General features: G+C 64.5%; 16 protein-coding genes. 7 read left to right on the top strand and 9 right to left on the bottom strand.

Going from position 1 to position 19355, the window contains the following annotated elements; genetic code table 11:
- Positions 1 to 27: 27 nt before the first annotated feature.
- The 9 genes from BRA1253DRAFT_RS22060 to BRA1253DRAFT_RS22020 form a co-directional block, all read right to left on the bottom strand.
- Positions 28 to 621: a L,D-transpeptidase gene (locus tag BRA1253DRAFT_RS22060; RefSeq protein ID WP_007597994.1), complete on the bottom strand. Its 594-nt coding sequence runs from the start codon at positions 619 to 621 to the stop codon at positions 28 to 30.
- Between the two features lie 383 nt (positions 622 to 1004).
- Entirely contained in the window at positions 1005 to 1979 is a 975-nt protein-coding gene (locus BRA1253DRAFT_RS22055; RefSeq protein ID WP_007597993.1) for a hypothetical protein, read from the bottom strand.
- A 103-nt stretch (positions 1980 to 2082) separates the two neighbouring features.
- On the bottom strand, positions 2083 to 2646 hold the full coding sequence (locus BRA1253DRAFT_RS22050; protein WP_007597992.1) for a thioredoxin family protein: 564 nt from the start codon (positions 2644 to 2646) through the stop codon (positions 2083 to 2085).
- Between the two features lie 31 nt (positions 2647 to 2677).
- Positions 2678 to 3376 (bottom strand): cytochrome c biogenesis CcdA family protein, encoded by a 699-nt coding sequence (locus BRA1253DRAFT_RS22045; protein WP_007597990.1) that lies wholly within the window; start codon positions 3374 to 3376, stop codon positions 2678 to 2680.
- Positions 3377 to 3884: 508 nt separating this feature from the next.
- Positions 3885 to 4496 carry a sigma-70 family RNA polymerase sigma factor gene (locus BRA1253DRAFT_RS22040; protein ID WP_007597988.1) on the bottom strand — a complete coding sequence of 204 codons (612 nt, stop codon included), beginning with the start codon at positions 4494 to 4496 and terminating at the stop codon, positions 3885 to 3887.
- A 409-nt stretch (positions 4497 to 4905) separates the two neighbouring features.
- A complete protein-coding gene (locus tag BRA1253DRAFT_RS22035) occupies positions 4906 to 5640 on the bottom strand; it encodes a response regulator (protein WP_007597984.1) in 735 nt (244 codons plus the stop codon).
- Between the two features lie 10 nt (positions 5641 to 5650).
- On the bottom strand, positions 5651 to 7396 hold the full coding sequence (locus BRA1253DRAFT_RS22030; RefSeq protein ID WP_007597982.1) for a DUF3369 domain-containing protein: 1746 nt from the start codon (positions 7394 to 7396) through the stop codon (positions 5651 to 5653).
- Positions 7366 to 9396: an ATP-binding protein gene (locus BRA1253DRAFT_RS22025; protein WP_007597974.1), complete on the bottom strand. Its 2031-nt coding sequence runs from the start codon at positions 9394 to 9396 to the stop codon at positions 7366 to 7368. Before BRA1253DRAFT_RS22025 ends, BRA1253DRAFT_RS22030 begins: the two co-directional genes overlap by 31 nt.
- 54 nt (positions 9397 to 9450) lie before the next feature.
- Complete coding sequence (locus BRA1253DRAFT_RS22020) at positions 9451 to 10446, bottom strand: TRAP transporter substrate-binding protein (protein ID WP_035995345.1); 996 nt, start codon at positions 10444 to 10446, stop codon at positions 9451 to 9453.
- Between the two features lie 185 nt (positions 10447 to 10631).
- Between BRA1253DRAFT_RS22020 and ugpB the strand changes: the two genes are divergently transcribed.
- From ugpB to BRA1253DRAFT_RS21985, 7 genes are all read left to right on the top strand, one after another.
- Complete coding sequence (ugpB, locus tag BRA1253DRAFT_RS22015; RefSeq protein ID WP_007597972.1) at positions 10632 to 11972, top strand: sn-glycerol-3-phosphate ABC transporter substrate-binding protein UgpB; 1341 nt, start codon at positions 10632 to 10634, stop codon at positions 11970 to 11972.
- 189 nt (positions 11973 to 12161) lie between these two features.
- Positions 12162 to 13109, top strand: a complete 948-nt coding sequence (locus BRA1253DRAFT_RS22010) for a phosphotransferase (RefSeq protein WP_007597971.1) — start codon at positions 12162 to 12164, stop codon at positions 13107 to 13109.
- Between the two features lie 395 nt (positions 13110 to 13504).
- Positions 13505 to 15127: an ABC transporter substrate-binding protein gene (locus BRA1253DRAFT_RS22005; RefSeq protein WP_007597970.1), complete on the top strand. Its 1623-nt coding sequence runs from the start codon at positions 13505 to 13507 to the stop codon at positions 15125 to 15127.
- A 239-nt stretch (positions 15128 to 15366) separates the two neighbouring features.
- The gene (locus BRA1253DRAFT_RS22000; protein ID WP_007597968.1) at positions 15367 to 16380 is read left to right on the top strand and encodes an ABC transporter permease; all 1014 of its coding nucleotides are present in this window, start codon (positions 15367 to 15369) and stop codon (positions 16378 to 16380) included.
- A gap of 9 nt (positions 16381 to 16389) precedes the next feature.
- Entirely contained in the window at positions 16390 to 17289 is a 900-nt protein-coding gene (locus tag BRA1253DRAFT_RS21995) for an ABC transporter permease (protein ID WP_007597966.1), read from the top strand.
- Positions 17290 to 17392: 103 nt separating this feature from the next.
- Positions 17393 to 19150, top strand: a complete 1758-nt coding sequence (locus tag BRA1253DRAFT_RS21990) for an ABC transporter ATP-binding protein (RefSeq protein ID WP_007597964.1) — start codon at positions 17393 to 17395, stop codon at positions 19148 to 19150.
- Between the two features lie 19 nt (positions 19151 to 19169).
- On the top strand, positions 19170 to 19349 hold the full coding sequence (locus tag BRA1253DRAFT_RS21985) for a DUF4089 domain-containing protein (protein WP_007597962.1): 180 nt from the start codon (positions 19170 to 19172) through the stop codon (positions 19347 to 19349).
- Positions 19350 to 19355: the final 6 nt, after the last annotated feature.

The following is a 19355-nucleotide window of genomic DNA, read 5'->3' as shown; positions in this document are numbered from 1 at the left end:
AAAGGAATATTCGCCAGGGCGAGAAGATCAGAGTTCAGGCTTCTGCCGGATGACAACCTTGGTGCCGACCGGGACGCGATCGTAGAGATCGGCGACGTCGCGGTTGACGAGCCGGAAGCAGCCGGAGGAGACCTTGGTGCCGATCGTATCGGGCCGGTTGGTGCCGTGGATGCGGTAGACCGTGGTGCCCAGATACATGGCGCGGGCGCCGAGCGGATTGCCGGGGCCGCCGGCCATGAAGCGCGGCAGATAGGGCTGGCGCTGGATCATCTCCGGCGGCGGCGTCCAGTCCGGCCACTCCTTCTTGTTGGTGATGTTCACCAGCCCTTGCCACTGAAAACCATCGCGGCCGACGCCGATGCCGTAGCGGATCGCGCGACCGCCGGGCTGCACCAGATAGAGATGCCGTTCGGCGGTCGAGATGATGAGGGTGCCCGGCGCTTCGGTGGTGCGGAAGTAGACGACCTGCTTCTGCCATTCCGGATCGAGCTCATAGGCATCGTCGGCGACCAGGCCCGGCTCGTCGCCGCGGTCGGGCTGCTGGGCGTAGGCATGGGGCGCGGACAGGATCAGGCCGATCGCAGCCACAAACATCCCGGTCAGGCGACGAAAATCCGTCATTTCAAGCTCTCCCCCACTGCCACAGCAAATATCGTTCGGAACCATCTGAACCCAGCGGCAGCTTCATGGCAAGTTGATGGCGCGCCCGGCTGGCATGTCACGAGAATGCTTTGGTTTTCTGACGGACCGCCGGCAATGCCACAAACAGGGGATGGCGCGAAAAGCAGTGAGCTGGGCACGATGTGCTCCCTCCCCCGCCTGCGGGGGAGGGTCGGGGAGAGGGTGTCTCTGCAATGGGGCACTCCCAACGTGGAGAGAACCCTCACCCGTCGCGCGGGACGATGCTTCGCATCGCCCGGACGCGCCGACCTCTCCCGCAGGCGGGAGAGGCTCAGACCGAATTCGCGGCGAGATCAAACTTCGCCAATCGCACTGGATCCCAGCTAGATCTGGTTGTTCTCCGGCGCGATCCCGAGCCGCCGGACGATCTCCGTCCCCACGGCCCGGGCCTCTGGCCTTGACCCGATGCGAGGGCTGCGAAACCGTCGTCCCGACTGCAATCGGACCACGACGATGCAGTGCTCGTCCTCGGAGCGGCCGCGGCGCTCGACCGTGATCGACTTCACGTCGCGCCCCTCGATGTGGTCGGCGCGCAGCGTGCCGTCGCCCCACAGGCGTTCGACGCGGATATCGCCCTGGCGGATGATCCAGAAGGCGCCGGTCACAAGGTTGGCATATCGATAAACGCCGATAGCGGCGATCGCGCCGACCGGCAGCAGCATGATGTCCACCGGCCCGGGCGACAGGCCACGCCAGAGCCTGTAGGCGTAGGGAACGGCGCACAATGCGACGACGATCAGTGCGACGATCCTGATGTCTCTTGCGGAAAACGGCTCGAGGGGGTCGCCGAGGCGCATCTCGGGATTGCTGGCATCTAGAGGATTGACCGGAGACTCGACCTCGGGAACGTCGAATTGCGTGGCGATCCGCGCCACCGTCTCGTGCACGTGGGTGACATCGGCGATCGGCGGCGATGTCAGGCGCTCACCGGAGGCCAGCGTGAAGGCGAGCTGGAAGCGGGCTTTCGCCCTCTTGCTGCCGGGAACCTGTAATCCCTTGATGTCGTCCTTGGCGACGATCCGCGTCCGGAGTTTTCCGAACGGGCGCTGCTCCCCGATCAGGATCTCGTCTGGCGTGATGATCCACACCACCGCCGGCGCCAGCATGATGATTCCGACGAACGCTGCTCCCACCAGCAGCGCGACCACGGAGATGATCACCTCCAGGGGGTCGTGCGTGAACAGGCCCGGCGTGAAGCACAGCGCAACGGCAGCCGCAAAGCCGGACATGACCAGCCGCTGCGCGATCGAGGCGCCTTCACGAAGGCGAATGTCAGTGCTGCTGGTGGCGTCGTCCATCGCGGGCGGCTGATTACGTGGCCCGCGAAACTCCACGGACGGGTCCGTGGAGTCAAGCAACAAGCCCGTCAGGCGAACCCAGCCGCGTGATATCCGGGCCGCATCAGCTGCTGGCGTTCAGCAGCTTTGCCACGGTGCGGTCGATCTCGTCATAGCGGCCCTCGCCCGCGTGCTGGAACACGATCTTGCCGTTCTGGTCGATGATGTACTGCGCCGGCCAATACTGGTTGCTGTAGGCGTTCCAGGTCCTGGAATCATTGTCCTGCGCCACCGGATAGGTGATGCCGTGCCGCTTCAGCGCCGCCTGCACATTGGACGCCGAGCGCTCGAACGGGAATTCCGGCGTGTGCACGCCCACCACGACGAGACCCCGGTCCTTGTACTTGGCGTAGAGCTCGGTGACGTGCGGCAGCGTGTTGACGCAGTTGACGCAGCCATAGGTCCAGAAGTCCACCAGCACGACCTTGCCGCGGAGGTCGGCGAGGCTGAGCGGCTTCGAGTTGAACCAGTTGTTGATGCCGGTGAAGTCGGGCGCAGTCTGCTGGCTTGCGGCAGCGGTGACGACAGGGACAGCGCGCGCGGCCTCGCCGCAGATGCCGGGGATGACAGCGCCTGTTACGGCGATGCCGATCAGTGCGGCGGAGACGGCGAGCAGTTTGAAAGTCATGGACGAGTCCTCCGGTTGAGATGCGCGATGATCACAGGCCGATCTGGCCGGTGGGATAGAAGCCGGTGAGCCACGCCACGATCAGCGTGTCGTATTGGAAATAGGCGGCGAGCGCGAAGCCGATCACGACGACGCCAAAGCCCTGCTGCAGCCGCGGCGAGATGCGCGCGAGGCTGCGCACCCGCGTCGTCGCGGCCTGCCCGCCATAGGCAATCGCCAGCATCGGGATCGCCGCGCCGATCGCGTAGGCGATCAGCAGCGTGCCGGCCCAGGTCGCGTTCTGAGTCGTCGCGACCAGCGTCAGGATCGAGCCGAGCACCGGGCCGGCGCAGGGCGTCCAGACCAGGCCAAGCGTGGTGCCGAGCACGAGCCCGCCGAGCGCACCCTCGCGCTGCGTGGCGCCGGAATTGCCGAGATCGAGCCAGCCGTTGAGCCGGATCGACAGCCATTCGAACGGCGCCGGCCACAGCATCAACAGGCCGAAGCCGAGCAGCAGGATCGATGCCGCCTCGCGCAGCACGTTCGGATCGAAATTAAACAGCCGCGTGATGGCGCCGAGCAGCAGCGCGGTCGCGGAGAACGACACGACGAAGCCGAGCGCGATCATCGCCGGACGCAGATGCGAGCTGCGGCCGATCGAGGCGCCGAGCAGGATCGGGAGCATCGGCAGCGTGCACGGCGCGGCGATGGTGAGGATGCCGGCAAGGACGGCGAAGAGAAGTTCGAGCATCAGGGCACTCGTGAAGGGGTCACGAGGATGGTTCGGCGGTGATGGGCGGATTGTTACGAGTGTCACGTGCTCGTGACGGAGGAGGTGCCGGCCAAGGGCGGCGGTGCGTTCCCTCCCCCCTTTGTGGGGGAGGGTTAGGGAGGGGGTAGCCCAGCAAATGGTCTATCCGTCTGGCATCATGCCGCGCGTACAAGTCGAGAGAGTCCCCGTGTGGGCCCCTCTCCCTGCCCCTCCCCCACAAGGGGGGAGGGAAGGAGAGAGACCGCCCGCCTCACTCAAGCGCACCGCCGCAGCAGTCTGCCCCAAACACAAAACGACCCGGAGGGGGGCATCCCGTCCGGGTCGTTGGAGGTCTTGGGAGGTTTAACGAAACCGTATGTGAGCTTTATAGGAGGGAAGTTTTTCCGCCTGATGTTGTGCTTTGTTTCAATTGTTTCGTCGGCGGTAACACTTCCGTGTCCGGGACAGGGCCAAAACAGATGTCCTATCCCTTTGAAGTCTCTGAACTTCAGGCGGCGAAGCGCTCGACGCCACAGCCCTTAAGCAATTCGGCGAGTTGCTTGCGGGCGTAGAACATCCGGGTCTTCACCGTGCTCTGCGGGATGCCGATGATCTGTCCGACCTCCTCCACCGACTTCTCATGATAGTAGACCAGAGTGATGATTTCCCGATGCGCGGGTGACAGCTTCTGAACGCAGGCGCGCAGGATGGCGCTGGTGTCGCTGCGGTCGAGCGAGGTCTCCGGCGTGTCGCAACCATCGGCGATCTGGCGCACGTCTTCCTGGTCGATGTCCTCGAAGCGACGCTGGCGCATCGCGGTCAGCGCCTTGAAGCGGGCGATCGAGAGCAGCCAGGTCGAAACCTGCGAGCGGCCCTGGAATTGGCCGGCGGTCCGCCACACGTCCAGAAACACCTGGCTGACGAGGTCTTCCGCCGTGGTGGCGTCGCGCACGATCCGCAGGATGAAGCGGTAGACGCGCACATTGTGCCGGCAATAAAGGATGTGCATGGACGTCCGGTTGCCGTCGGCAATGCTTTCGAGAAGCATGTCGTCCGAGGTCGCCTGAACGGCAATGATGCTCTGGCTGGCTTGGGCGTTGATGGCGATCACGTTCGGCATTGACTTGGCTCCCCGTAGCGCCGCAACCGAGCGGCGTTTCCTTCGACCAAAGTGTTAATGAGCCAACGTTTCGGGACGTCTGCACGAAAAGGGGAAAATGGTTTCGTGCGCCGCCAAATTGTTTCGTCGGATTAGTCGCGACGAAACATTCGGGGCAAAAAAGCGTGGAATTTCAATGTACGGAAAATACGGGGTGGGGATGAGGCGACAAGCGGAGGCGCCGGGAACGTATTTCGGGCTTTTGCGTTCGCGCTTCCGTGTCGTCCTGGACAAGGGAGCAAAGCGAGCGCCGATCCAGGACCCATTACCCCAGGGAGACGTTTTGCGACGACTGGCGATCACCAGCCGTGTGCCAAATTAGCCGTCGGGGTAATGGCTCCTGGCTTTCGCCAGGACGACAATGGGGCCGCTACGCCTTCTCGCCCGCCGGCGAGAACAGATAGCCGCCGCCGCGGATGGTGCGGATCACGGCGGGTTTTGCCGGATCGGGCTCGATCTTGCGGCGGATGCGCATGATGCGCAGATCGACGGCGCGGTCGAAGGCTTCGGCGTCGCGCGCGTTGGCCAATTCCAGCAGGCGCTCGCGCGACAGCACGCGCTTCGGATTGGCCGCGAACACTTTCAAGAGCCCGAACTCGGATGCTGTCAGCGGGTGCTCGTTGCCCTCGTCGTCGCGCAAGGCCTGCGCTTCGAGATCGAGCCACTTGGTCCCGAACCGCACCAATTGCTCCTTGTCCGATTTCGCAGCCGCCGTTTCCGCCACCGCTTTCGCCGGCGCGCTCCGGCGCAGCACCGAGCGGATGCGCGCCATCAGCTCACGCAGCTCGCACGGCTTGGCCACGTAATCGTCGGCGCCGAGCTCGAGGCCGACGACGCGGTCGATCGGGCTCGCCGTCGCCGTCAGCATGATCACCGGCACGTTGATGCGGCTCTTGAGGTCGCGGATGATCGAGAGCCCGTCTTCCTCCGGCATGTTGAGGTCGAGCACGACGAGGTCGGGCATGCTGCCGTCGATCGCCGTGCGCAAGGACTTGCCGCCGTCGCACAGCGTCACGGTGAAGCCGTGCATCTTGAGGTAATCGCCGACCATCTCCCGGGCCGGGGCCTCGTCGTCGACGATCATGATGTGCTGGCTTTGGGTCATGGTCCTGAGATCACGGAATTTCGGTCGCGGGGAGGGTGATGGTGAAGGTCGAGCCCTTGCCGGGGCCCTCGCTCTCGGCGGTCACCTCGCCGCCGTGCATGTCGATAATACGCTTGACGATGGACAACCCAAGCCCGGTCGAGCTCTCACCGGCGGTCGGTTTTGCCGACAGTCGCTGGAACCGGCCGAACAGGCGGCCGAGATCCTCCGGCGACAGGCCGGCGCCCTCGTCGCTGACGCGGACGATGGTGTCGCCGCCTTCATGGCTCACGATGACGCCGATCTTGCCGCCGATCGGTGAGTATTTGATGGCGTTGCTGATCAAATTGTCGATCGCCTCGCGGATGCGGTCGGTGTCGCACATGGTGACGATGTTGACGGGCGCGGTGACGCTGATCGCCTGCTGCTTGTTGACGGCGAGCGGCTGGTTGGCCTCGGCGACCTCCTTGACCAGAGCCGCGACGTCGACGGGCTCGCGGCGGATGGTGATGTCGAAGGCATCGGCCATCGCGTCCGAGATCAGATGATCGACCATCGTGGTCAGGCGCTTGGTGGCATCGCGGATGTGATCGACCTGGGCCACCACGCCGCTTGACGACGCGCCGGTCGAGATCAGCTCCTTCAGCATCTCGGTGCGGCCGAGGATGACGCCGAGCGGGTTCTTCAGATCGTGGGCAACAGTGCCGAGGATCTCGTTCTTGAAGCCGTTGGCGCGCTGCAGCCGCAGCCATTGCGCCGAGAGGCGGCGGTTGGCCTGCATCAGCGCGCGGGTGCGCTGGGCGACGCGGTCTTCCAGCTGGGTGTTGGCGGCCTGGAGCTGCTGGTAGAGGATGACGTTGTCGAAGGCGATCGAGAGCCGGCTGGAGAAGATCTCGACCAGCGAGCGGTCGGTCTCGGACAGCTCGCGCTCGGCCTGCAGCAGCACCACGACCTCGCGTCCGCTTCCGGTGCGCAAATAGATCACGCTGCGGTGGTCGGCGAATTCGTTCTTGCGGCCCTGGAAAGCGGCTTCCACCATTGCGCGCAGATCGGGGTCGAGCGCCTTCGACGAGGTCGTGCCGATGAAGCGGCTGTAGCAGCCGCTGCCGGCGAGCACCGAGAGCTCGGGGTCGATGCCGCCATTGTCGCGCAAGACCAGGATGCCGGCGCAATCGACGTTGAGCAGCGAGGCGAGCTGGGTCAGCACGCCCTCGGCGAGCCGTTGCATCGACTTGAAGTCGTACAGCGTGGAAGCCGCGTCGATGATGATCTCGAGCCCACGCCTTGTCTGCAGCATGCGCTCGAGCTGCTGGTAGGAGCGCAGCGCCGCGGTCAGCGAGGTGAACAGCTTGTCGGCAGTGAGCTCGGTCTTGGCCTTGTAGTCGTTGATGTCGTACTGCACGATCACGCGCCGCTCGGGCGCCTGGCCGGGCTGTCCGGTGCGCAGGATGATGCGGACGGTCTCGTTCTTGAGCTCGTTGCGGATGTACTCGACCAGCTCGAGGCCGGCGACATCAGTCTCCATGATGACGTCGAGCAGCACGGCGGCGATGTCGTTGTGCGCGGCCATCAGCTTGCGACCTTCGGCCGCGGAATGGGCGGAGAGGATCTCCAGGCCCTGGCCGTTGAGGTTGTAGTCGGACAGCGCGAAGCGCGTGCCGTCATGCACGGCCGGATCGTCGTCGATGACGGCGATCTTCCATTTCCGGGCGTCAACATCCTCCGATGCGGTACCGGTGTCGTCGATCAGGTGGAGGACATCGTCCTGTTCGGCCATTGAGAAGTCCCGTCAGTCTCTGTGCTTTGCCCGCCGCCCCTGGCGACCCGGGGCATGATAATGCGAAATGTAGTGCCTTGTCCCAGCTTGGATTCCAGCATCATGCGACCGCCGAGCTGCTGGGTGACGAGGTTATAGACGATATGGAGGCCGAGTCCCGTGCCACCTTCATTGCGCCTGGTGGTAAAGAATGGGTCAAAGGCCTGGCGCTGCACGTCGGAGGTCATGCCGGCCCCGTCATCGGTGAATATGATCTCGACGTCGTCGGCCCCGCGCGGCCGCGCCGAGATCGTGATCGTGCCGGCGCGGCCGTCGGCAAAGGCGTGGTTGGCGGCATTGAGGAACAAATTGGTCAGGATCTGGCCGTAGGAGCCGGGATAGCCATCGAGCAGCAGCCCCTCGGGCATGTCGACATGGAGCGTGATCGGCGACCGCTTCAGCACCGGCCGCAGGCTCGCGATGATCTGGTCGGTGGCTTCGCTGAGTGAGAACTGCCGCCGCTCGGCATGGGAGCGGTCGACCGCGACCTGCTTGAAAGACTGGATCAGTTCGCCGGCGCGCTGCAAATTGGCAACAAGCTGCTGCGAGGCGTCGCGCGAGGACTGCACGAATTCTTCCAGTTGCGAGCGGCGCAGGCCGCCTTCACCCTTGAGCTGGGCCTCGAAGATTTCGGTGCGCCGGGCAAAACTCGACGCAACGGTGAGGCTGATGCCGATCGGATTGTTGACCTCGTGCGCAACGCCGGCGACGAGGCCGCCGAGGGCTGCGAGCCTCTCGGCATCGATCAGATTCTGCTGCGCGGCGTTGAGCTCGAGCAGTGCACTCTCGGCTTTCTCCTTGGACGCGCGCAGCTCGTCCTCGGTCTGGCGTTTCGCGATGGCGTTTTCGCGGAACACTTCCACCGCGCGCGCCATGGCGCCCACTTCGTCGCGCGCGCGCGTGCCCTGCACCTCGCGGCCGAGGTCGCCGAGCGTGATCGCGCGCATCGCCGCCATGATCTGCTGCAGCGGCAGCCGGATCGACAGCGCGATCAGCACGCCGGCGGTGAGAATGATGCCGAGGAAGATCACGGCGATGGAAAGAACGCGACGGGAAATGTCCGCCAGCGTGCGGTCGAACGTCTCCTGCGCCTTCTGCTCGCGCTGGCGCATCTTGGTGGAGAGATCGTCGATGGCGCCGATCGCCTCGGCCTGGTTGGCGTCGATGGTGTTGCGCAGCAGCTCGGTGCGGTTCGTGAGCTGCTCGGAGAGCTTTGCAAAGCCTTCGCGCAGCGCGGCGGTCCGGGCCGCGAGTCGTCGCAGCGCCATGCGCTGGAGGTCGTTGTCGGCGAGATCGATCATCACGGGGATGGTCTTCTCGATCGTCTCGGTGTTGCGGCGGGCGTCGTCGGCCGCACCCGATGACAGCGACAGATAGTAGGAATTGGCCGCGACCAGCATCGCGGTGAAGGCCTCGCGCGACTTGCCCAGCGAAGGCCAGATCAGCGCGTCGCGATGGCCGGTGGCGCCTTCGATGATGGAGTAGAGCCCGGCCATGTCTCTGGCCGGTCCCTGCACCTGATCCTCATAGGTCCTGGCGATGGTCGCCTGCACGCCGCGCAGCTCGCCGAAGCCGTTGAGGAAGCGGTCGGTGGTGCGCTCCAGCTCCTCGACCGAGCCCGACAGCATCGGGTCCTTGGCGGCTCGGTTGCTCAGTGTCCCCAGCACCGCCTCGCGCAGCAGCAGGATCTCGGCGAACAAATCGGGGCTCGGCTGGTTGATGTAGCGGTGGATCAGATTGTGCAGCCGTCCCGTCTCGCTTTCGAGCAGCGCCAGGATCCGGTCGGACTCGCGCACCTGGCGCACGTCGTCCCAGGCCGAGCCGAGCACCTGCGAGCCGTTCCAGATCAGCCCGACCAGCACGATGACCACGGCGGAGTTCAGCGCCGCGATGGACAGGATGCGCCAGCGGATCGGCACGGCCCGGAGCATGCCGACCAGCCGCGCGCGCAGCCGCCCCATCGGGCCCGGCGACCTGTCTGCGTGCTCGCTGTGTCCAAGCCCGGGCAAGTGGCCTCACTCCACCTTGCGAATGCGTTCGATCAGCGCGGCCGCGGCCGGATCCTGCCCGGCCTTGGCGTAGATCGCGACCATCGCGTCTTCGAACGGCTTGCGGTCGATATCCCTGACGATGGTGACGTCCGCTGCTTCCGCCTTGCGCTGCGACTGCTCCTCGAGGTCGCGCCATTTCTCGCGCATGAACCGGCTGGAGCGCTGCGCGGCTTCCCGGAAGATGGTCTGGTCGTCGGCCGAGAGGCTGTTCCAGGCCTTCAGCGAGATCACCAGCACTTCGGGGCTCATCGTGTGCTCCGTGAGCGCGAGATAGCCGGCATGCTTGTAATGGTCCGTCGTCACGTAGGAGGGCCAGTTGTTCTCGGCACCGTCGATCAGATGGTTGGCAAGCCCGGCAAGCACCTGCCCATAGGGCATCTCGACCGGCTCCGCGCCGAGCGCGCGGATCATCTGGCTCATCAACTCCGACTGCTGCACCCGGATCCGCAATCCCTTGAGGTCCGCGACACTCCGCACAGGCCGGGCGCCGTTGTAGATCGACCGCGCGCCGGAATCGTAGAAGGCGAGGCCGACGAAGCCATAGGGCTCGAAGCTGCCGAGGATCTCGCCGCCGATCGGTCCGTCCAGCACCTTCTGCATGTGCTCGATGGACCGGAACAGGAACGGCATCGCCAGCACGTTCATCGCCGGGACGAAATTGCCGATCAGCGCCACATTGGTCCGGTTGAGATCGATCGCGCCGACCCGGGTCTGCTCGATGGTCTCCTTCTCCTCGCCGAGCTGGCGGGAGTGAAACACCTTGACCTCGTGCCGGCCGCCGCTGCGCTCGGCGATCAGGGCGCCCATGTAGCGCAGCGCCTGCACGGTCGGATAATCCTCGGTCTGGGTGTCGGCCGCGCGGAATTCGCGCGCAACGGCTCCCGTCGCGCAGATGGCGATCAGAAGCGCGACGAAAACCATCCCGGTCCGCTTGCGTTCGGCACGGTTCAACACTGGCACACTCAACCCCTCAGTGGTGGAGTCTATGGCGGGAGGAAAAGGTTCAATGCAATCTAGCAGATGGTCGTGGGAAGGCCATCCCGCCCGGCACTGCTGCGTGATTGTGCGGCGCGGCCGGGGCTCATTCCCGGTTGAAACCGCAAATGCCGCGCCTTAAGCAGGGACAGCCGCTTTCGTCGTGCGGCATGGAAAGAGCCATCGTGACTTCAGCATCGCGCCTTTTGCAGGTCGTCGCCGCCTTTGCGGTCCTCTCATTGGCCGCGCCGGTGCGTGCCGCGACCGACATCGCGTGGTGGCACGCCATGTCCGGCGAGCTCGGCCGGCAACTGGAAAAGCTCGCCTCCGACTTCAACGCCTCGCAGCCGGACTATCGCGTGGTGCCGACTTACAAAGGCAATTACACCGAGACGGTGACGGCCGCGATCTTCGCCTTCCGCTCGCGCAGCCAGCCCGCGATCGTCCAGGTCAACGAGGTCGCCACCGCCACCATGACGGCGGCCAAGGGCGCGATCTATCCCGTGTTCAGCCTGATGCGGGACATGAACGAGCCGTTCTCGCTAAATGACTACCTTCCCGCCGTCTCCGGCTACTACACCGATGCGGCCGGCAATCTTTTGTCCTTTCCGTTCAATTCGTCGACGCCGATCCTCTATTACAACAAGACCATGTTCCGCGACGCGGGCCTCGACCCGGAGGCGCCGCCGAAGACCTGGCCGGAGCTCGGTGCTGCTGCGAAACGCCTGCGCGATCGCGGCGCGGCGTGCGGCTTCACCACGTCCTGGCCGTCCTGGATCCATGTCGAGAATTTTTCGGCGTTTCACAATCTGCCGCTGGCGACGCGGACCAACGGCTTTGCCGCGCTCGATGCGGAGTTGACCATCAACAATCCATCTCTGGTGCGTCATGTCGCCGAGCTCAGCGAGTGGCAGAAGACCAAAGTATTCGACTACAGCGGCCGCGGCCAGTCGGCCGAGCCGCGCTTCCAGAACGGCGAATGCGGCATCTTCATCGGCTCCTCGGCGACGCGCGCCGACATCAAGGCGAATTCGAAGTTCGAGATCGGCTACGGCCTGATGCCGTATTGGCCCGACGTGAAGGGCGCGCCGCAGAACTCGATCATCGGCGGCGCCACACTTTGGGTGCTGCGCGATCGACCGCGCGAGGAATACAAGGGTGTGGCGCGATTCTTCGCTTACCTCTCGCAGCCTGGCGTGCAGGCCGCGTGGCACCAGAACACCGGCTATCTGCCTGTGACCCGCGCCGCCTTCGAGCTGACGCGCGCGCAAGGTTTTTACGAGCGCAATCCCGGCTCGGCGATCTCGTTCGAGGAGATCACGCTGCATCCTCCGACGGAGAATTCGAAAGGCATCCGGCTCGGCTCCTTCGTGCTGATCCGCGGCGCGATCGAGGACGAGCTGGAGCAGGCCTTTGCCGGCCGCAAGAGCGCGCAAGCCGCGCTCGATGCCGCGGTCGAGCGCGGCAACAAGATCCTGCGCCAGTTCGAACGCGCCAGCCCGGATCGGTAGGGGGCGCTGAGCGCACGCCTCGTCCTTCGAGACGACCGCTGGCGCGGTCTCCTCAGGATGAGGCTAAGCGGCATCGGTGCCGCCAAAATTGTTATCGCGCACTCCGTCCTCATCCTGAGGAGCCCGCCAAAGCGGGCGTCTCGAAGGATGGGCCGCGGGGAAACTACTCTTGAAATGCATTAGGTTACGATGTCGATGTTACTCCCCCACTTCGCCGACGCCGAGAGCTTTCGCGCCTTTCGCGCCGACCCTCCGCGATGGCTCTCCGTCGCGCTCGACATCGCCCGCAGCCACGATCTCGATGTCAGCGCGCCGCACGTGTTTACCACCGGCACCAATCTCGTGGTCGGGCTCGGCGATCGCTTGATCCTGAAAATCTTCCCGCCGCTGCTCCGCGCGCAATTCGTCTCCGAGCACGGCTCGCTGACCCAGCTTGCCGGCCGCCTCCATCTGCCGATCCCCGAGATCGTCGCCGAAGGCGAGCGCGACGGCTGGCCTTATCTCGTCATCACGCGCCTTGCCGGCACGCTCGGCTCGGAGGTCTGGCCGTCGTTGCCGGAAGCGCAGAAGGAGCGCGTGCTGCGCCAGATCGGCGAGACCATCGCGTCCGTGCAGCGCGCGCCGCTCGGTCCGCTCGCGCAGATCCAGCCGCGCTGGGACGACTTCATGCGCGCCCAGATGCAGGGCTGCGAGGCGCGCCACACGCGTCTCGGTCTTGCGCCGAAATTCCTCGCCGGCCTCGACGATCTCCTGCGTGATGCGGCAAAACTGATTCCGACGGATGCGCCGCCGGTGATCCTGATCGGCGAATACATTCCGGAGAATTTTCTGCTCGCCTGTCATGACGATCAATGGTCGCTCGCCGGGCTCTTCGACTTCGGCGACGTGCTGGCGGGATGGCGCGACTACGATCTGCTCGGCCCCAGCGCCTTCATGGCAGCGGGCCGGCCGGGGAGGGTGCGCAGCCTGCTCGAAGGCTTTGGCTACGCCAAGCCCGACTTCGCGCTCAAGCGCCGCCTGATGGCGCTGATGCTGCTGCATCGCGCCAGCGACCTCAACAGCCACATCTGCATCGAGGGCTGGCAGGACAAGGCGAACGATCTGGTCGAGCTGCAGGAGCTGATCTGGGCAGAGTAATTCACCGCTGCCGACCTCATCAACGCTGTCGTCCTGGACAAGCGCAGCGCTGATCCAGGACCCCTTACCCCAGGGCGGGGTTTTGCGAAGACTCGTGGTTGCCAGCTTCGCGCCGCAACTTCTCCCTGGGGTAATGGGTCCTGGCTTTCGCCAGGACGACGGCGGTTCAATAAGCCGCCCGCCAAACAAGCGAAGCTCAATTCAGCTTATTTTATGAGCAAATGCGCATCTTTGTATGCAACGCCCCAAATGATTGGCCCTTGATCGACGGTCCGGTCAATGGCTGTTTCATGTAGATATATCAGTGGCTTATGCTGGTTTAAACGCTCCTTAAGCCTTGGCACGAACCTTGCGAATCCAGTTCCAACCAGAAAACTTTGTGTTGGAGCCATTTCATGAAGCGCCGCGATTTCCTCAAGTCCGTTTCCGGATTGGCCGCAGGTGCGGCGCTTCCGGCCATGCCCTCCGTGATCTCGTCGGCCAAAGCCGATGCGCGCTCGGAGACGCTGCTGATCGTCTCGGAAGGCGGCCCCAACAATCTCGACATCCACGGCGTCGGCACCAACGTGCCCGGCTACGAGGTGTCCTGGAATTGTTACGATCGCCTGCTCAGCCACGAGATGAAGACCGGCCCCGGCGGCGTGCCCTATTACGACCGCGACAAGTTCAAGGGCGAGCTCGCCGAGGACTTCAAGATCGACGACATGTCGGTCACCTTCAAGCTGAAGAAGAACGCCAAATTCCACGACGGCGCGCCTGTCACCGCCAAGGACGTGAAGTGGTCGCTCGACCGCGCCGTCAGCGTCGGCGGCTTCCCCACCTTCCAGATGAGCGCGGGCTCGCTGACCAAGCCTGAGCAGTTCGTCGTGATCGACGACTACACGGTGCGTGTCGACTTCCTGAAGAAGGACAAGCTGACGATCCCCGATCTCGCGGTGATCGTGCCCTGCATCATCAACTCCGAACTGGTGAAGAAGAACGCCAGCGAGAAGGATCCCTGGGGTCTCGAATTCACCAAGCAGCAGACCGCGGGCTCGGGCGCCTACAAGGTGACGAAGTGGACCGCCGGCACCGAAGTGGTGATGGAGCGCAACGACGACTGGGTCGGTGGCCCCCTGCCGAAGATCAAGCGCGTGATCTGGCGCATGGTGCCGCAGGCCGGCAATCGCCGCGCGCTGCTGGAGCGCGGCGACGCCGACATCTCCTATGAGCTGCCGTTCAAGGACTTTCAGGAGATGAAGGCGAGCGGCAAGCTCAACGTGGTGTCGCTGCCGTTCTCCAACGGCATCCAGTATATCGGCATGAACGTGACCAAGCCGCCGTTCGACAATCCCAAGGTGCGTCAGGCGGTCGCCTACGCGATTCCCTATCAGAAGATCATGGACGCGGTGATGTTCGGGCTGGCGAACCCGATGTTCGGCGCGCCGAAGGACAAGCCGACCGAAGTCGCCTGGCCGCAGCCGCACAAATACAACACCGACATGGACAAGGCGAAGGCGCTGCTGGCCGAGGCCGGTTATCCCAACGGCTTCGAGACCACGATCTCGTTCGACCTCAACTTCGCGGGCGTCAACGAGCCGCTCTGTGTGCTCGTGCAGGAGAGCCTGGCCCAGATCGGCATCAAGACCACCATCAACAAGGTGCCCGGCGCCAATTGGCGCACCGAGTTGAACAAGAAGGAGATGCCGCTCTTCACCAACGTGTTCTCGGGCTGGCTCGATTACCCCGAATACTTCTTCTACTGGTGCTATCACGGCAATAATTCCGTCTTCAACACCATGAGCTACAAGTCGGCGGAGATGGACAAGCTGATCGACGGCGCACGCAATGCTGCCGCCACAGGCGACACCGCGACCTACGACACCGACGTGAAGGGCTTTGTCGACCTCGCCTACAGCGACATCCCGCGCATCCCGCTGTACCAGCCCTTCGTCAACGTCGCGATGCAGAAGAACATCAGCGGCTACCAATACTGGTTCCACCGGAGGCTGGATTATCGCGCGATGGCGAAGGGGTGAGGGCGGATGGCGGGCGCTGTCCTTCAGAGTGAGGTGAGCACGCTCTTCGGGCTCCCTCCCCCCTTGTGGGGTCCGAGGCGAGCGAAGCTCGCTCTCGAGGTTGGGGAGAGGGGTAGCCACAACCTCAGACCTCTCGCGGAGCCACCCCCCTCCCTAGCCTTCCCCCACAAGGGGGGAGGGAACGCAGTGGAGCGAGCCGCGCGAGCGTGCTCACCAGCGCAGCCCAGGAGGAGCACCCCATGCTGACCATGATCGGCAAGCGCCTGATGTTCGCGATTCCCTCGCTGATCGGGGTCGTCATCGTCACCTTCCTGCTGACCCGCGCGCTGCCCGGTGATCCCGCCGCGTATTTCGCCGGCCCCGCCGCGACGAAGGAAGCCGTCGAGCAGATCCGCAAGAAGCTCGGCCTCGACAAGCCGCTGATCGAACAGTTCTTCCGCTACACCAACGATCTCGCCCATGGCGATTTCGGCAACTCGCTCACGACGGGCCAGCCGGTCGCGGCCGAGATCCGCAATCGCCTGCCGGCCTCCGCCGAGTTGACGCTGCTCGGTCTCATCGTCTCGATCGTGATTGCGATTCCGCTCGGCGTGCTGGCGGCGACGCGACCGGGATCGTGGGTCGATCATCTCTGTCGTGTGACGACGACCGCCGGCGTCTCGTTGCCGGTGTTCTTCACCGGCCTCGTGCTGGTCTATGTCTTCTATTTCCGGCTCGGCTGGTCGCCTGCGCCGCTCGGTCGGCTCGACGTGTTCTACAGCGCGCCGCCGACGGTGACTGGCTTCTATCTGATCGACACCCTGATCGCGCGCGACTTCGAGGCGTTCCGTTCGGCATGCAGCCAGCTCATCCTGCCGGCGACGACGCTTGCGATCTTCTCGCTGGCGCCGATCGCGCGCATGACGCGCGCCTCGATGCTGGCGGTGCTGTCGTCCGAGTTCGTTCGCACCGCGCGCGCCAGCGGCCTGTCGCCGGCGACCGTCATCGTCACCTACGCCTTCCGCAACGCGATGCTCCCCGTCATCACCACGCTGAGCATGGTGTTCTCGTTCCTGCTCGGCGCCAACGTACTGGTGGAAAAAGTGTTCGCCTGGCCCGGCATCGGCTCCTATGCGGTCGAGGCGCTGATCTCGTCGGACTTCGCGCCGGTGCAGGGTTTCGTGCTGACCATGGCGGTGATGTACGTGCTGCTCAATCTCGTGATCGACATTCTCTATGGCGTGATCGATCCGCGCGTGCGCTTGGAAGGGTAGGGGGACACAATGAGCTCCGTTGCGCCTGCTGTTGAACCTGTCGGTCCCGCGCGGACTTCAGGGTTCGTCGCGTTGCTCGATCAGACCCGCTACGTGCTCGGCGAGAACAAGGTCACCGGTTTTGCCTTTGCACTGCTGATCGTGATCCTCCTTGCCGCGATCTTCGGTCCCTATGTGGTGCCGTATGACCCGCTGGCGTCCGACACCGCGGCGTCGCTGAAGCCGCCATCGGCCGCGCATTGGTTCGGCACCGACCAGTTGGGCCGCGATATCTTCAGTCGCGTCGTGGTGGCGACGCGGCTCGATACGTTCATCGCGGTCGCCTCCGTCGTCCTGGTGTTCCTGATGGGCGGGCTCGCCGGCATCGCGGCCGGCTATTTCGGCGGCTGGACCGATCGCATCGTCGGTCGCATCGCCGACACCATCATGGCGTTCCCGCTGTTCGTGCTCGCCATGGGCATCGTCGCCGCGCTCGGCAACACCGTGCAGAACATCATCCTGGCCACCGCCATCGTGAACTTCCCGCTCTATGCCCGCGTCGCGCGCGCCGAAGCCAATGTCCGCCGCAACGCCGGCTTCGTGCAAGCCGCGCGGCTGTCCGGCAACGGCGAATTCCGCATTCTGCTGGTGCACATCCTGCCGAACATCATGCCGATCATGATCGTGCAGATGTCGCTGACCATGGGCTACGCCATCCTCAATGCCGCCGGTCTCTCGTTCATCGGCCTCGGCGTCCGTCCGCCGACGGCGGAATGGGGCATCATGGTCGCCGAAGGTGCCGGCTTCATGGTGTCAGGCGAATGGTGGATCGCGCTATTCCCGGGCCTCGCTCTGATGATCGCCGTGTTCTGCTTCAACCTCCTCGGCGACGGCCTGCGCGACATCGTCGACCCCCAGCGGAGGACGTGATGGCTGGATTCCGCGCAAATTTTCGCTCAAAATTCTCCAATGATTTCAATCCCGTTCTACTGTGCATGGGGTTGTTTTCGACGTTTTTGTTTGGGAGGCACCCATGACCGCCCAGCCGCTGCTCGACGTCCAGGACCTCACGGTCGAATTCACCACCCGCCGCGGCATCGTCAAAGCCGTCCAGCACGTCAACATCTCCGTCGCCAAGGGCGAGACGCTGGCGATCGTCGGCGAGTCCGGCTCCGGCAAATCGGTGACCTCCTATGCCGTGATGCGCATTCTCGATCGTGCAGGGCGGATCGCCGAGGGCTCGGTGATGTTCTCGGGCATCGACGTGAAGGCCGCGACCGAAGACCAGATGCGTGATTTGCGCGGTCGCGAAGTCTCGATGATCTTCCAGAACCCGCGCGCCGCGCTCAACCCGATCCGGAAGGTCGGCGACCAGATCGAAGACGTGCTGCGCACCCATGTCCAGCAGGCCATGGTTTCCGATCGCGGCGAAAAGGCGATCGAGGCGCTGGAACAGGTCAAGATCGCCCGCCCGCGCGAGCGCTATCACGCGTATCCGTTCGAATTGTCCGGCGGCATGTGCCAGCGCGTCGTCATCGCGCTCGCGCTCGCCTGCAATCCGCAGCTGCTGATCGCGGATGAGCCGACGACCGGATTGGACGTCACTACGCAAAAGGCGGTGATGGATCTGATCGTCGAGCTGACCAAGCGCAAGGCGATGTCCACCATCCTGATCACGCATGATCTCGGCCTCGCCGCAGCCTATTGCGACCGCGTCGTGGTGATGGAAAAGGGCAGGGTGGTCGAGACCGCGAAGGCCGCCGACATCTTCGCTAACCCGCAGCATCCCTACACCAAGAAGCTGATGCGCGCGACGCCGCGGCTCGGCGTGAGCCTGCGGGATCTGTTGCCGGAGGAGGAGACTCTTGCCTCTCCCAGCACCGTGTCCGCGGAAGCAGCCCCTCACCCCAACCCTCTCCCCGTGAAGGACGGGGAGAGGGAGAAGACGCCTCTTCTCCTCATCGACAAGCTGGTCAAGGAATATCCCCGCCAGGGCGCGACCGCCACGCTCGGAAAATTGTTCGGCCGCAAGCCGCCGGTCGAGCCGGATGTGTTCCGCGCGGTCGACGGCATCAGCTTCACGGTCGGCCATGGCGAGAGCGTCGGCCTGGTCGGCGAGTCCGGCTGCGGCAAATCGACCACGTCGATGATGGTGATGCGGCTGCTGGACCAGACCTCGGGCCTGATCCAGTTCGACGGCGAGGACATCGGCGCCATCGCGCCCGCCGGCTTTGCCCGGCTGCCGCAGCGCAGCCGCATCCAGATGGTGTTCCAGGATCCGACCGACAGCCTCAACCCGCGCTTCACCGCCGTGCGTGCCATCGCCGATCCCATCATGCAGCTTGGCGACATCAGGGGGCGGGACGCGCTCCGCGCCCGCTGTGAGGAGCTCGCCACCATGGTGGGCCTGCCGCACAATCTGCTGGATCGCTTCCCGCACCAATTGTCGGGCGGCCAGAAGGCCCGCGTCGGCATCGCCCGCGCCATTGCCCTGCACCCGAAACTCGTCATCCTGGACGAGCCGACCGCCGCGCTCGACGTCTCGGTCCAGGCGGTGGTCCTTAATCTGCTCCAGGACCTCAAGGCGCGGCTAGGTATGAGTTATCTGTTCGTCTCGCATGATTTGAACGTAGTGCGCTTGTTGTGCGATCGTGTCATTGTCATGCGGTCGGGTCGAATCGTCGAGGAAGGATCTTCCGAGCGGGTCTTGAGCGATCCGCAGGACGACTACACCAAGGAGCTGCTGACGGCGATCCCGCATCCGCCGCTGCAGACACTGGGCGCACACTGAGAGCTTGTTTGGGAGCGTGATGGCCGAACCGCTGGACGATTATATCGACGCTGTTACGAAAGCGTTGGCGTTGCCTGTCGAGGAAGCATGGAGGTCGTCCATTCGCGCCAATCTCGAGGTCTCGCTACGGCTCGGCCGCTTCGTCGACGAATTCGCGCTGCCGGACGAGACCGAGCCGGCGCCCGTCTTCACGGTCTGACGCCGC

Origin of the sequence: Bradyrhizobium sp. WSM1253 (assembly GCF_000244935.1) — a bacterium.
Classification (GTDB): domain Bacteria; phylum Pseudomonadota; class Alphaproteobacteria; order Rhizobiales; family Xanthobacteraceae; genus Bradyrhizobium; species Bradyrhizobium canariense.
The sequence above is the reverse complement of the archived record's forward strand: the minus strand, read 5'-3'. Positions and strand labels throughout refer to the sequence as shown.

Bases quoted from the DNA above. Each gene is read 5' to 3' on its own strand.
- BRA1253DRAFT_RS22060 (WP_007597994.1), bottom strand. From the start codon at position 621: ATGACGGATTTTCGTCGCCTGACCGGGATGTTTGTGGCTGCGATCGGC.
- BRA1253DRAFT_RS22055 (WP_007597993.1), bottom strand. From the start codon at position 1,979: ATGGACGACGCCACCAGCAGCACTGACATTCGCCTTCGTGAAGGCGCC.
- BRA1253DRAFT_RS22050 (WP_007597992.1), bottom strand. From the start codon at position 2,646: ATGACTTTCAAACTGCTCGCCGTCTCCGCCGCACTGATCGGCATCGCC.
- BRA1253DRAFT_RS22045 (WP_007597990.1), bottom strand. From the start codon at position 3,376: ATGCTCGAACTTCTCTTCGCCGTCCTTGCCGGCATCCTCACCATCGCC.
- BRA1253DRAFT_RS22040 (WP_007597988.1), bottom strand. From the start codon at position 4,496: ATGCCGAACGTGATCGCCATCAACGCCCAAGCCAGCCAGAGCATCATT.
- BRA1253DRAFT_RS22035 (WP_007597984.1), bottom strand. From the start codon at position 5,640: ATGACCCAAAGCCAGCACATCATGATCGTCGACGACGAGGCCCCGGCC.
- BRA1253DRAFT_RS22030 (WP_007597982.1), bottom strand. From the start codon at position 7,396: ATGGCCGAACAGGACGATGTCCTCCACCTGATCGACGACACCGGTACC.
- BRA1253DRAFT_RS22025 (WP_007597974.1), bottom strand. From the start codon at position 9,396: ATGGGGCGGCTGCGCGCGCGGCTGGTCGGCATGCTCCGGGCCGTGCCG.
- ugpB (WP_007597972.1), top strand. From the start codon at position 10,632: ATGGAAAGAGCCATCGTGACTTCAGCATCGCGCCTTTTGCAGGTCGTC.
- BRA1253DRAFT_RS22010 (WP_007597971.1), top strand. From the start codon at position 12,162: ATGTCGATGTTACTCCCCCACTTCGCCGACGCCGAGAGCTTTCGCGCC.
- BRA1253DRAFT_RS22005 (WP_007597970.1), top strand. From the start codon at position 13,505: ATGAAGCGCCGCGATTTCCTCAAGTCCGTTTCCGGATTGGCCGCAGGT.
- BRA1253DRAFT_RS22000 (WP_007597968.1), top strand. From the start codon at position 15,367: ATGCTGACCATGATCGGCAAGCGCCTGATGTTCGCGATTCCCTCGCTG.
- BRA1253DRAFT_RS21995 (WP_007597966.1), top strand. From the start codon at position 16,390: ATGAGCTCCGTTGCGCCTGCTGTTGAACCTGTCGGTCCCGCGCGGACT.
- BRA1253DRAFT_RS21990 (WP_007597964.1), top strand. From the start codon at position 17,393: ATGACCGCCCAGCCGCTGCTCGACGTCCAGGACCTCACGGTCGAATTC.
- BRA1253DRAFT_RS21985 (WP_007597962.1), top strand. From the start codon at position 19,170: ATGGCCGAACCGCTGGACGATTATATCGACGCTGTTACGAAAGCGTTG.